10 protein-coding genes are annotated in these 14,167 nt (G+C 39.0%); 2 read left to right on the top strand and 8 right to left on the bottom strand.

What is annotated here, in order from left to right:
- Window positions 1-9: 9 nt before the first annotated feature.
- From pstA to AC07M3_RS14645, 5 genes are all read right to left on the bottom strand, one after another.
- A complete protein-coding gene (gene pstA, locus AC07M3_RS14665) occupies window positions 10-1,407 on the bottom strand; it encodes a phosphate ABC transporter permease PstA (RefSeq protein WP_213031102.1) in 1,398 nt (465 codons plus the stop codon).
- On the bottom strand, window positions 1,404-2,783 hold the full coding sequence (pstC, locus tag AC07M3_RS14660) for a phosphate ABC transporter permease subunit PstC (protein ID WP_003650448.1): 1,380 nt from the start codon (window positions 2,781-2,783) through the stop codon (window positions 1,404-1,406). The genes pstA and pstC overlap by 4 nt, the downstream gene beginning before the upstream one ends.
- A 99-nt stretch (window positions 2,784-2,882) precedes the next feature.
- Complete coding sequence (locus tag AC07M3_RS14655; RefSeq protein ID WP_009393506.1) at window positions 2,883-3,914, bottom strand: substrate-binding domain-containing protein; 1,032 nt, start codon at window positions 3,912-3,914, stop codon at window positions 2,883-2,885.
- A 475-nt stretch (window positions 3,915-4,389) separates the two neighbouring features.
- Window positions 4,390-5,769 (bottom strand): amino acid permease, encoded by a 1,380-nt coding sequence (locus tag AC07M3_RS14650; protein ID WP_004643586.1) that lies wholly within the window; start codon window positions 5,767-5,769, stop codon window positions 4,390-4,392.
- 141 nt (window positions 5,770-5,910) lie between these two features.
- On the bottom strand, window positions 5,911-7,632 hold the full coding sequence (locus tag AC07M3_RS14645; RefSeq protein WP_133747082.1) for an alpha-keto acid decarboxylase family protein: 1,722 nt from the start codon (window positions 7,630-7,632) through the stop codon (window positions 5,911-5,913).
- Window positions 7,633-7,766: 134 nt separating this feature from the next.
- Between AC07M3_RS14645 and AC07M3_RS14640 the strand changes: the two genes are divergently transcribed.
- Entirely contained in the window at window positions 7,767-8,252 is a 486-nt protein-coding gene (locus AC07M3_RS14640; protein ID WP_017387914.1) for an Lrp/AsnC family transcriptional regulator, read from the top strand.
- Window positions 8,253-8,323: 71 nt separating this feature from the next.
- Here the strand turns inward: AC07M3_RS14640 and AC07M3_RS14635 are convergent, their stop codons facing one another.
- The 3 genes from AC07M3_RS14635 to AC07M3_RS14625 form a co-directional block, all read right to left on the bottom strand.
- Window positions 8,324-9,754 carry an aldehyde dehydrogenase family protein gene (locus AC07M3_RS14635; protein ID WP_307011499.1) on the bottom strand — a complete coding sequence of 477 codons (1,431 nt, stop codon included), beginning with the start codon at window positions 9,752-9,754 and terminating at the stop codon, window positions 8,324-8,326.
- 288 nt (window positions 9,755-10,042) lie between these two features.
- Window positions 10,043-11,575 (bottom strand): pyridoxal phosphate-dependent decarboxylase family protein, encoded by a 1,533-nt coding sequence (locus tag AC07M3_RS14630; RefSeq protein WP_307011497.1) that lies wholly within the window; start codon window positions 11,573-11,575, stop codon window positions 10,043-10,045.
- A 2-nt stretch (window positions 11,576-11,577) separates the two neighbouring features.
- Entirely contained in the window at window positions 11,578-12,951 is a 1,374-nt protein-coding gene (locus tag AC07M3_RS14625; protein WP_017391890.1) for a diaminobutyrate--2-oxoglutarate transaminase, read from the bottom strand.
- 466 nt (window positions 12,952-13,417) lie between these two features.
- Here AC07M3_RS14625 and AC07M3_RS14620 point away from each other — a divergent pair, with 466 nt between their 5' ends.
- On the top strand, window positions 13,418-14,119 hold the full coding sequence (locus AC07M3_RS14620) for an SIMPL domain-containing protein (protein WP_494567627.1): 702 nt from the start codon (window positions 13,418-13,420) through the stop codon (window positions 14,117-14,119).
- The last annotated feature ends 48 nt before the right edge of the window (window positions 14,120-14,167 follow it).

Here is a 14,167-nt window from a genome sequence, read left to right as displayed (position 1 = left end):
TATCCTCTATTACCAACGCACTTCGAACTTTTTACGTAACCAAATTGCAAGACTGTTTAAACCAATCATTAATGCAAGGAGTACGATAATCGCAGCGGCAGTACGGCCTTCGAAGAAGTTACGCAACTCATTACCTTGCCATAAATAAACTTGGACAGGTAACGCTGTTGCTTGATCAAATGGGGTTGTTGGAATACTTGCAACGAATGCACTCATTCCGATTAAAAGTAAAGGTGCTGTTTCACCAAGTGCGTGAGCAACGCCAATAATTGCGCCAGTCATAATGCCTGGCAAAGCTAATGGTAAAACGTGGTGGAAAATGGTCTGAAATTTAGAAGCTCCCAAACCAAGTGCAGCTTGTCGAATAGAAGGTGGTACTGCTTTTAATGAAGCACGAGTCGTAATAATGACTGTTGGTAATGTCATTAAACTTAGAACTAAACCACCCACTAACGGAGCAGATAAAGGCAAATGCATCCAGCCAATAAAAATTGCCGCACCGAGTAAACCAAACACAATTGAAGGAACAGCAGCAAGGTTATTGATGTTGACTTCAATAATGTCTGTAATAAAATTCTTTGGAGCAAATTCTTCAAGATAGATTGCGCTGGCAACACCAATTGGAATTGCAATAATGATCACAATCAGCATCATGAATAATGAACCCATGAATGCACCTGCAAGACCACTAATTGCTGGTGAACTACGCGAGTCTGGATTCTTAAACAAGTTCAAATTGAACGTATTTTCAAGAACACCTTTTGCTTTTAGCTCATCTGCAAGTTTACGCACTTCGGGATCAAGCTGCTGCTGATCATCTGGTAATGAACGGTCAATATTACCTTTTAACCAGACATCAACATTGGCATCGCCCAAGAAATTAAGAGTTTCTTTTTTACCAATGAGTGATGGGTCCGCAAACACCATGTCACGTAAACGATAAGCTTCTGAACTTGCATAAAGACTGCTTAAGTAATCACGTTGCCCAGCAAGTGCAGGGTCTTTAGCAATCATTCCATTTACAATAATGCCGTCCCAATCCACCATACCCATTTTGGTTTGCCAGTCGATATAACGCTCTTGATAATGTGCAGGTGTTTCCCCCTGCCCACGAACAGGTACCGGACCTGCATCAATCACTTTCGGATCAAAGTAAATTGGAACATTCATACTCGTTTGCCAAAAAGCAGGTAAACCTTTTGCCAAAATACTGCTAAACAAGAGTGCAACGAATGCAAGTCCAATTACGACTGCCGAGAATCCAGCATAACGAAAAGCTTTTTCTTTACGATGACGTTTAGCCAAAGATTTTTCGATGACTTGTTTACGTCGTTCACTTAATTCAGCAGCAACTTTTGGATCAAATACGTTCTGATCCATAGGAGACGATGTATTTGATGTACTCATTCGTATTGCTCACGGTATTTACGCACAATGTACAGTGCAACAATGTTTAAACATAAGGTAATCACAAAGAGTGTTAGACCTAACGCGAATGCAACCAAAGCTTGTGGGCTGGCAAAGTCAGTATCACCTGTTAACTGTTTTACGATCGTAACGGTCACTGTCGAAACAGCTTCAAATGGATTTGCATGTAAAAGTGGACTATTCCCTGCGGCCAAAACCACGATCATGGTTTCCCCTACGGCACGAGAGACAGCTAATAAAAAGGCGCCCGTAATACCTGGTAACGCAGCGGGTAAAACGACTTGACGAATTGTTTCAGACTTAGTTGCTCCAAGTCCTAAAGAACCGTCACGTAATGCACGAGGTACTTGGGTAATAATATCGTCTGATAAAGAAGAAACAAACGGGATAATCATGATCCCCATCACGAAACCAGCAGTTAAAGCACTGGTCGCGTTAATTTCAAGACCCACATAAGCACCAGCTGTCTTGAAAAATGGTCCAATAACCATCATGGCAAAAACACCATAAACAATTGTTGGAATACCGGCTAAAACTTCAATTGTTGGTTTTGCCCATGAACGTAACCATGGCGAAGCATATTCAGCTAAATAAATAGCAATCATGAGTCCTACAGGTACGGCAACCAATAAGGCGATGCCGCTGACCATGAGTGTGCCCCAAAGTAATGGCAATAAACCATAACTACCTTCAACATTACCTGAAGTACTAAAACCTGGGTTCCACTCTGTCCCAAAGAAGAAATCAAGTGGGCTTACAAAACGGAAGAAGTGCATTGCTTCACCAAACATCGACATCACAATACCGATGGTTGTTAAAATCGCAACGCCAGAACATAAAATCAAAGCAACATTAATGGCACGTTCAACTTGGTTACGCGCACGATATTGTTGATTAATTTTTTTCTTTGCCCAAACTAACCCCAATAAAGCTGCACAAACGACAACAGCGAATTTGGCAAACGAGCCAATGGTTTGAAATTTTGCGAACTGTTGAGCAGCCGCTAATTCATATGCTGCCGGTTTATCACTTACCCCAAAACCTGAAGCAATGGCTTGAACACGATCAACTAATACACTTCTGCCGGCCTCATCAAGTGAAGCACTTATAGACGCAGGAATATTATTAAAAATAATATGGTTTAAAATACTTGGTTCAACCAAGCTCCAAATGATCAGAATTAAAAAAGCAGGGATACCGCACCAAAGTCCAACCAGTGCACCATAATAACCAGGACGAGAATGTAACGTCGCCGAGTTGCTTCCCTTACCTGCTAGGCTACGGCTCTTTCTTAGCCCAAGTTGATATGCGATTGCCACAAGGGCTAACAACACACCGATAAGTAGCAGATTCATGTACTCTCCACTGTTTTCTCAATTGTCATAATTTGGAAAAACAAGTTAGACAAAAAGGCTGATGAACTCTCAAGATCACCAGCCCCCATTCAAACTAACTTATTTAACAGTTTTACCTGCTTTAAAGTCAGCCAAAACTTTTGCACGTTCAGCATCAGACATTGCGATTAAGCCATCACGCTCAGCTTTAGAACCTTTACCTGTTGCTTTTTTGCTTACGAAATATTCTACATATTGCGGTAAGCCTTTAACTGATTTTAAATGTTCGCCTTTCACATAGAAGAACAATGGACGAGATACAGGGTATGTACCATTCAAAACTGTTTTCTCAGATGGAAGAACATTGTTTACTGTCGCTACACGTAACTTGTCACGGTTCATGTCATAGAAACTTAAACCAAACACGCCTACTGCACTTGGAGAAGTCTTTAAGCGAGCCAATGTTTCTGTGTAGTCACCAGCAATTTCAATTACACGACCATCTTTACGGAAAGTCGAACATGCTTTCTTCTGAGCATCTTTATCTAGGCTCTTGAAGTATTCATACGATTCGCAACCAGCATCAACCATTTTCTCTTGGAAAACTTCACGAGTACCGTGGTTAGATGCAGGAATTACAAGTGTAATTGGCTCATTTGGAAGAGATTTATCAATCTGGTTCCAGTTTGTATATGGGTTTGGAACCAATTTACCTTTTGAAGGTAACTGTGCAGCTAAAGCAGCAAACACATGGTAAGGTTTTAATTTATAAGCTGCTTTGTGTGAGTTAGACGCAAATACGATACCGTCGTAACCAATTTTGATTTCTTGAATTTGTTTTACACCAGCTTTGTTACAAGCTTCGATTTCAGTGCTTTTAATTTTACGAGAAGCATTTGCAACGTCGATTGTGTTATCGCCAACACCTTGACAGAATTGTTTCAAACCAGCAGAAGAACCGCCAGAACCAACTACAGGAGTTTTAAATTGAGGGAAAGTATTACCAAACTCTTCAGCTACAACGCTGGCAAATGGTAATACAGTTGAAGAACCAGCAATTTGAATCGTATCACGAGCTGCATTTGCAGTCGTTGTTACAGCTGCCCCAGTTACTGCTAACGCAATTGCGATTTGACGTGGATTTAAGCGCATTCTGTTCTCTCTCATTAATGCAATAGGTTGTACGTCACTTTTTGTTGAGTGCTTGTACGCTCTTCGATAGCTGCATTGTGAATAGAAAATATGACAATTAAGTTACAGTATGATGACGCTTTAATGATTTCGATATTGTTAATTGTCACATTATTATTTTTTATCTATTATCAAATATTTAATTCAATCCTAGTAGGTATTTTACCTTGTATATTAGTCTGTATTATTACACTCGTTAAAAATATAAGATTTTTGTATTTATAAAATATAAAAAATAAAGATGTTATAAATTTATTAAAAAACGATAATTTAGTTATCTCTAGTTTAATAATTAAAATATTTTTGATTAAGGAAGTTTTTATTAAAATATTTCTAAAAATAATAATTTCTTTGTAACATGAAAATAATATGACAAAAGATAAACGGTTACCTCCTCAAAATCAGGTAACCGCAATATCATTGTCAATTTAAACGATCAACTCGATTGTACTTCTGGCATCGCAACCATTTTTTTACGATATTTTAAGAAATATGTAAGCGCTAAAACAGCCAACCAAATTGGACCTAAAATAACGGCCAGTCTCATATCTGGCGTCATTGCCATAATAATAAGAATAAAGCATACAAAGCTAATGGTTAAATAATTACTCCATGGGCTAAGAATGCTTTGGAATTTGGTTTGACGTTTTTGTAATTTCATTGCTTTAGTGAATTTCAAATGAGTCACTGAAATCATGAGCCAGTTAATAACAAGTGCAGCCACAACCAGCATCATAAAGAGCTGAAAAGCTTGACCTGGAATTAGGTAATTTACGACTACACATATTGCTGTGATTGATGCAGATACCACTGCTGCTGGAACTGGAATACCACGACTGTTTACTTTCTTCAAGATAGCTGGGGCATTACCCTGCTCTGCTAAACCATGCAACATACGACTATTACAATAAATACAACTGTTATAAACTGAAATGGCAGCAATCAAGACCACAAAGTTTAAAACGTTCGCAACACCATTACTATTTAATGATTGGAAAATCATTACAAATGGGCTACCGCCTTCTGCAACCATATTCCAAGGGTAAAGACATAGTAAAATCCCAATCGCACCGATATAGAAAATTAAAATACGGTAAACAATCTGGTTCACTGCTTTTGGAATAGTCGTTTCAGGTTTTTTAGTTTCAGCCGCAGCAATACCAATTAATTCTAAGCCACCAAATGCAAACATAATGACGGCCAAAGCCATGACAAAACCGTGAATCCCGTGCGGGAAGAAACCACCGTGTTGCCATAAATTTGCAATACCAGCTTGCGGACCAGCAGAACCTGTAAATAAGAGATAGGTACCAAAACCAATCATGCTTAAAATTGCAACAATCTTAATGCAGGAAAATAAGAATTCGGATTCCCCAAAAAAGCGGACATTTACCAAGTTAATGCCGTTAATTAAAATAAAGAAAAATAAAGCAGTCAGCCAAGTGGGAATTTCAGGCCACCAGAACTGAATGAAGGTTCCAATTGCACTGAGTTCAGCCATGCTGACCAGTACATACAACACCCAATAGTTCCAGCCAGACATAAAACCAGCCATTTTGCCCCAGTACTTGTTTGCAAAATAACTGAATGAACCGCTTACTGGCTCTTCAACAACCATTTCACCTAAATGACGCATAATTAAGAAAGCGATAATTCCGGCAATTGCATATCCTAATAAAATTGAAGGACCTGCCAGTTTAATCGTTTGAGAAAGACCTAAGAATAACCCTGTTCCGATCGCACCTCCGAGCGCGATGAGTTGAATATGCCGATTGGATAAGCCTTGTTTTAACTCGTGCTTATTGTTTGCATCCATAACATTATCTCCAATGTTGGTGTCACTTCCTGTACACCTTTATTCAGCACCATATCCGAAGGCCAGAAACCGACCTTCGGACATAAGTTTGCTTTAATATGAGTCCATTTAATTTTTGAAAAGACTTGTCCTGTCTTCTATTTAAAACGAGCTTGCATCCTTACATTTAATAGGCTGGGAACGCTCCTTTAAAATTTCGTAACCGCGATCACCGTAGTCAAAACGAGCAATCACAGAAGCAAATTTTTTCAAACTCACCGGTGCATCCATTGCTGGTAGTTTTAATTCAATAAACGTTAATTGATCATTCTGATGAACATTGTCTAAAACACTCTTTAGCTGTCCAGCAGTTTCAACCACATAGGTGGTATGGCCTTTTTTACCGTTAAATACGGCTGGAATTTCAGTATATTTCCAATTTTGTACATCGTTATAGGCAGCATTTTCGCCCATGATTAATCGCTCAATGGTGTAACCGCCATTGTTTAGCAAGAAAATGATTGGTTTTAAACCATGGCGAATAATTGTAGAGAGCTCTTGTACCGTAAGCTGGAATGAGCCATCACCAATAAATAGAATTTGACGGCGTTCAGGAGCAGCCAGCAAACTACCAAGTAAAGCCGGTAAGGTATAACCGATTGAACCCCAAAGTGGTTGAGCAATATATTTAGCTGTAGCTGGAAGTTTTAAACCAGACAAAGCTGAGTTTGAAGTTCCCACCTCTCCAATAATTACATCATCTTCTTTTAAGAAACCTGCAATATAGTTCCAAAGTACATCTTGGCTTAGCTTTTGTTGTGCTGGGGCTTCAACTACTTTCTGTGGCTGTTTTTCAAGAAGAGGCGTTGACGATTTACGTGGAGCAACTTTTTTATTTAGCTCGACAAGTAACTGTCCAATCTCAATGCCTGGAAAATCCTGACCAAAAATATTTAAGCCATAAGATTTAATTTCGATGTAATTCTTGGTCGCAATTTGATGAGTAAATACAGCTGAACCGACGTCGGTAAAACGTGCGCCAATACCAATTAGGCAGTCAGATTGTTCAATGATATTTTTAACATGTGGCTGGCTTGCCCCACCCACATAAGTACCGATGTAACGAGGTGAACCCTCATCCATAATATTTTTTGCAGTATTCATACCAGCAAATGGAATTGAGCATTTTTGAGATAAATCATTTAAAAGTGAAGTTACACCAAAAACTGAAGCTTCATTATCAATAAGAAGCGCTGGGCTTTGAGCATTCGCGATAATGTCACAGAGTTTGCTCACCACAGTTTGCAATAATTCAGGTTCAACAGCTGGGTAGCTTAAGTCGAGCGGACGCTCAGACACTTCAATTTTAACGTGAGTAATATCTCCAGGTAATTGAATGTGTACAGGGCGGCGATCAAGGAAACATTGACGTAATACACGGTCAATTTCGAAAGCTGCATTTGCTGGAGTTAAACGTGTTTGGGCAACTGTGAACTCTTTCATACAGTTCATAATATTGTCGTAGTTACCATCAACCAACGTATGGTGAATCAAAGTACCTTTTTGAACCGCATGTAAAGGCGGAATGCCAGAGATATGAATAAGAGGTACATTTTCTGCATAGGCACCTGCAATGCCATTAATGGCACTTAAGTCACCTACACCATATGTGGTTGCCAAGGCAGAAAAACCGTTAATTCGTGCATAACCATCTGCTGCATAAGCAGCATTTAATTCATTACAATTTCCAATAAATTCGAGTTCTGGATCTGCTTCAACTTGTTCGAGATATGAGAGGTTAAAATCACCAGGTACGCCAAAGAGATGTTGGATACCCATTTGTTTTAGACGAAGATTTAAAAAGTCACCGATTTCTATGAACATTGCTCTATATCCTTTGAGACCAATTTTTATTCCATAGAAAAATAATATTTCATCTACCTTTTAGATTTCGTGCATAATGAAAACGCATTTTAATAAAAATACATGATTTGTGTATCATAAAAGGATTTTATGCAATGGATAAGTTCGACTGGCAAATCATTCAGGCATTACAAAAGAATGGACGGCTCACCAATCAGGAAGTTGGAGATTTAATCGGTTTATCTGCTTCCCAATGTTCTAGAAGAAGACAGCTACTTGAGCAAAAAGGCATAATTTTAGGCTACACCGCCCGCATCCAGCAACAAGCGCTAGGACTGGAAGTCACAGCGATGATTCACATTAATTTAAGAACACACGAAGCTAAATCGCAGCAGGCTTTTCAAGAATTAATTGAAGCTGAAGATAACATTCAAGATGCATTTTCAATTAGTGGCGATGCTGATTTTATTTTAAAAGTAGTTGCTGAAAACTTAGAACAGCTTTCTCAATTTGTGACTGAAAGATTGCTTTCTTATAATTTTATTGGTCACATAAAGTCTTACATTGTTCTAAAAAAAATTAAAGAACAGAATCATTTTTTGATCAAACCTAAAAGTCACGGCTACCATCACACAACTTAAGCAAGTTAGGCTTTTTAATAAAATAATTTAGAATAAAAAGGCGGATCTATCATCCGCCTTAAAATTAATATTTAAACTTTACTAATATGTAGTGTTTGACCAATCGTGTTTTCAAGCAAACCTTCTAACCCAAACTCAGCACCTAAGCCTGACATTTTCCAGCCACCGAAAGGTGCATGAGGGAGAACCTCTGCATGTGTATTGACCCAAACAGTACCGCATTGAAGCTGAGTAGCATAAACCTGAGCAGCTTTAATGTCAGAAGACCAAATTGATCCGCCTAAACCAAATTCACTATCATTGGCGCGGGCAATTGCATCATTGATATCGGTATATTTTAAGACAGGTAACACTGGACCAAATTGTTCTTCTTGGACCACACGACAAGACTCAGAAACTTCAGTTAAAATAGTTGGCGCAATAAAGTAGCCCTGCTCTGGTAATTGCTGTTGACCAGAAAGTGCTTTTGCACCTTGTTCAATTGCTTCTGCAATAAGAGCTTTCACCTTGTTATATTGCATTTGGTTTTGTACTGGACCAAACGTTGTAGAAGACTCCATTCCATCGCCCACAACTTGGGCATTGGCAATATCAGCTAATTTTTGGGATAAAGCATCGTATTGACTTTCATGCACATATAAACGCTTTAACGCAGCACACGTTTGACCCGCATTTAAAAATGCAGTATTGAAAATCTTAGCTGCAATTTCATCTATATTTGCATCAGGTAACACAATACCCGCGTCATTCCCACCGAGCTCTAAAGTTAAATGTTTTAGCTGTTGAGCTGCACCAGTCATAATGTGCTGTCCAGTTCTGGTTGAACCCGTAAACACAACTTTTTGTACATCTGGATGGGAAGATAATGCTTCGCCAATCTCACCAGCACCCACCACAATTGAAATAACACCAGTCGGAACTTCTTGCTGAATGATTTCACATAAGCGCAGAGTCGATAGTGGCGTATATTCAGAAGGTTTGCTAATGACAACGTTACCCGCGCGCAATGCAGGCATGATATGCCAGACCGCAATCATGAGTGGCCAGTTCCAAGGGGTAATTGAAGCCACTACACCTAATGGTTGACGATGACGTTCAATACGCTTGGCTTCACTGTCTTCGATAATTTCAACAGGTAAATCCATAGCAGCTGCATAACGAGTCCAACCAATTGCGCCCTGCACTTCCATTTGCGCGAGTGCCAATGGCTTACCCTGTTCAAGCACAACCAGCTCTGCGAGCATTTCAGCGTGCTTCTCAATACCGTCAGCTATCTTGTTTAAAATTGATTTACGTTCATCGTGCGACACCATTTGCCATGCTTTAGATGCCTTTTTAGCGGCAGTAACAGCCTGATTCACTTGCTCAACCGATGCTTTTGCACAGCGTGCGGCAGTTAAACCTGTAGCAGGGTTAATAATTTCTAGTTCACCTTGCTCACCTGAACAAAGTTGACCACCAATAATAAGTTTAAATTCATTGAGCATATTCGCTTGTTGCATTTCTTCTTCCTTGTCTTAATTGTAATTACAGCCACTTACTTTATTTTCAGTTAAAGCAGGATTATTTAAAGTAAGTACGATATAGATATATCAATGCGACCAAAAATATCGGGAACATACCAATACAATAAGAAATTTGCTCCCCATAAATCATGCATAATTATTTTTGTTTTTTGAAAATATGCATGGTTTGTGCATATATAACTCTTCCGATACACACTTTTAATAAAAATAATATGTAATAAAAAAGCCCGGCAATAAACCGGGCTTTTTTTGTTATCAACTCAATTAGTCGATTGGTGGTACATAGTTACCAGAAGCAATCGCATCTTTAATGCGGTCAGCTTCAGCCAATACTTGACCTAAAAGGTTTTTAACGTTTTCGAATGTTACAACAGGGCTTAATGTTGTCATTTTCAATGACTGTACATTACCAACTTTTGTTACACCGATATTTGCTTCACCACGAGCAAACAATTCGTCCGCTACGTTTTGGTTTAAGCTATCGATCAACTCAGCTGGATAGCCTTGTGGTACAACACGGAACAATACAGAAGCAAATTGTGGTTCAACTAAAAGCTCTAAGCCTGTCGTTGCCTTGATGTAATCTGCAACTTCACGAGTAAGTTTTACACCATGGTCAATCATTGAACCATATAGGTCTTCACCAAGTGATTCGATTGTCATCCACAATTTCAATGCATCAAAACGACGAGTCGTTTGTAATGACTTAGAAACAAGGTTTGGTACACCATGTTCTTCGTCATAAGCAGAGTTCAAATATTCAGCTTCGTAGTGCATAAAGCGATAGTTCGCTTCGTCTTTTAACAAGAACGCGCCACAGCTAATACTTTGGAAATAGTGCTTATGGAAGTCGAGGGTAATCGAATCTGACAATTCAATACCATCAAGCATTGCACGATAGTCTGTTGACAGAATTAATGCACCACCCCATGCCGCATCGATATGCATCCATGAACCATATTTATGGGTAATTTCACGGATTTTTTTCAATGGATCAATTGCACCAGCATCAGTTGTACCTGCTGTCGCAACGACACAAGCAACTACTTTGCCTTCTGATTGCAAATGCGCCATCGTTTTTTCGAGCGCATCTACATCCATCTGTGCATTTTCATTCACAGGAACAGTAACAACTGACTGGAAGCCCATGCCCATCATTGCCATGTTCTTTTGCACAGAGAAATGCGCATTTTCAGAACAAATGACTTTGACGTTTTTCATTGCATCAGCTGGAATACCATCACGCTGTACAGACCACGGATTACCGTTTTCGTCTTTCCAGTTTTTCGAAATGCACCAGTCACGAGCAAGCAATACACCCATTAAGTTAGATTGAGTACCGCCAGAAGTGAAAACACCCGCCTGACCAGAACCATAACCTACTTTTTGGCGTAACCAATCAATAAGCTGAACTTCCATTAATGAACCGGCTGGGCTTTGATCCCATGAGTCCATAGACTGGTTAGTTGCATTGATCAGTACTTCCGCAATCTGGCTCATTACCATCGTTGGACAATGCAAATGTGCCAATGAGTGCGGATGATGTACTTTTAAGCTTTTATTTAAGAAAAGCTCAATCATACGTTGAAGTGATTCTTGTACACCCATACCTTCTTTTGAAGGCTGGAAAGAAATCGCTGAACGCAATTCTTTAATGCTACCGCCTGTGTACATCTTTTCATTTTGCAACCATGCTGAAACGGCTTTTACCGCTTCGCCCATTGCTGACTCATAGTCAGCAATGGATTGTGCATCATTGCAGAGTAACGCTTTACGATGTTCTGCAAAATCCACCATGCTTATGCGCCTCGTACTGCAACCAATGCTTCTGCAATTGCTTTCTTAAAGCGAGCAATTACCTCAACACACTCTTCTTGAGTGATAATAAGCGGACAAAGTAAACGAATTACTGTACCGTTACGGCCACCTTTTTCAAGCAATAGTTTATTGTTGAAACAAGCAGTTTGAATTGCAGCAGCTAATTGTGAATCCGCAGGAAGCGAACCAATACGGTCAGCTTGTTTACGCTCGTCAACAATCTCAACACCGATCATTAAACCACGGCCACGCACGTTACCAATACATGGGAATTCTTGAGCTAATTTTTTAAATTCAGCTTGTAGATAGTCACCACGTTCTTGCGCATTTTGAGCAAGATTTTGTTCAGTAATCGTTTTTAATACGACAAGACCTGTACCCATAGCAAGTTGGTTACCACGGAAAGTACCCGTGTGACCTGCAGGTTGCCAAGCATCAAATTTACGTTTAATACCTAATACTGCAAGTGGTAAACCACCACCCACTGCTTTAGACATTACAACAACATCAGGTTCAATACCTGCATGTTCAAATGCAAACATTTTGCCTGAACGTGCAAAGCCAGCTTGAACTTCGTCTAAAATTAAAACGATGTTGTGCTTTTCAGTCACTTCACGGATTTTTTGCAACCATTTTACTGGAGCTGTAACTACGCCGCCTTCACCTTGAATCGCTTCAAGAATAACAGCAGCCGGTTTTGTTACACCGCTTTCAACATCTTCGATAAAGTTTTCAAAGTAGTAAGTTAAAGCGTCAACGCCAGCTTCACCACCTAAACCAAGTGGGCAGCGGTATTCATGCGGATATGGCATGAATTGTACGCCTGGCATTAAACCGTTAACTGCATTTTTCGCACTTAAATTACCAGTCATAGCAAGTGCACCATGGGTCATACCATGGTAACCGCCAGAGAAACTGATCACTGAACTACGGCCAGTGTAAGTCTTAGCAAGTTTAATTGCTGCTTCAGTTGCGTCTGCACCAGCAGGACCACAGAACTGCAAGCAATATTCTTCTTTACCACCAGGTAAATATGCTAACAATGCTTCAGTGAATGCATCTTTTAAAGGTGTGGTTAAGTCTAAAGTATGCAATGGCAAACCACTTGCCAATGTATCTTGAATACTTTGAATCACCGCAGGATGATTATGACCTAAAGCCAATGTACCTGCCCCAGCTAAACAATCAAGGTACTGTGTACCTTCAACATCAGTAACCCAGCATCCTTGTGCTTTCGCTATCGCTAACGGTAATTTACGTGGATAGCTACGAACATTTGATTCCATTTGACTTTGGCGAGTCAAATAATATTCGTTAGTAGCATTAGTGGCAGGGTTAACGGAAGTAACGCTCATATCGGATTACCATCTCTGATAGGGGTAGAAAGAAATAAGTCTGGTGACGATGGGTCCTTTGACTCGGTGCTTTATAGAACTAGTAAAGACACTTATTTTATATCTTGTAACTAGGAGCGCGATGATACCTAATTTTACAAGAAAAAAAACGTCTTTTATGTACTTTACTCATCTAATCTTATTGAAAAAATGTATCATCCCAATAGTTAAGATGAATTATCATCATACTATGTGACAACCTAAAGAAAATATTCTTTTTTTATATTACTTTGATTTTTTAAGTTACATTGACACACTTTAATTTTAAGTCTTTATTTTTAGAGAACTTTATATTTACCAAAATTTAAAAAACCTGATCTAAATATTACAAATACGCCACAAAATCTGCAAAAGTTATGCACAAGTTATGTTTAACATTTCTTAATGAAAAAAATTAAATTTATATTAATTTTTAAAGGAAAAAATTATGCGTACTTTAGCTGTCTCAACCCTTCTTTTAGGTTCTCTCCTTAGCCCTTTAGTTTTTGCTCAGGATGATAACGCTTTGAACTATAATATTGTGAATGTACAAGCTGAAGCTTCTCGTCAAGTTTCTAATGATGAAATGCATGCAACTTTATATATTGAAAAAAGTAATAAACAACCAGCCGAACTTTCAAATCAAATTAATCAACTCATGAATCATGCACTTGCCGTTTCTCGTAAATATCCGCAAGTAAAAGTGGAAACTGGTGCACAAAGTACTTATCCAATTTACGATAATGACAGTAACAAGCTAAAAGAATGGCGTGGCCGCGCTGAAATTCGTCTTGAAAGTAAAGACTTTAAAGCAGCAAGCCAGTTAGTAAATGAATTACAGCAAGGCTTCCAAACTCAATCAATTAATTTTACAGTTTCAGATGAACAACGTAAAAAAGTTGAAAACGAGTTGATGGTCGAAGCTTCTAAAAACTTTCAACAACGTGCTCAAATGTTGACGCAAGCATGGAATAAAAGCCAATACTCGCTCGTTAACTTAAACTTAAACACTAACAACTATTTCCCACAGCCTGTAATGCGTGCAAGCATGGCTAAGTTTGCTGCTGCCGAAGCGGCTCCTGCTCAAGACATGGCGGCTGGTGAGTCTAAAATTACTGTAAATGCAAACGGTTCAATTCAATTTAAATAATTTCTTTTCATCAAAAAAAGCCGCATGTAATATGCGGCTTTTTTTATT

This window comes from Acinetobacter sp. GW821-FHT09D10, from assembly GCF_059416285.1.
Note: the sequence above shows the minus strand (reverse complement) of the source record. Positions and strands in the feature narration are given on the sequence as shown.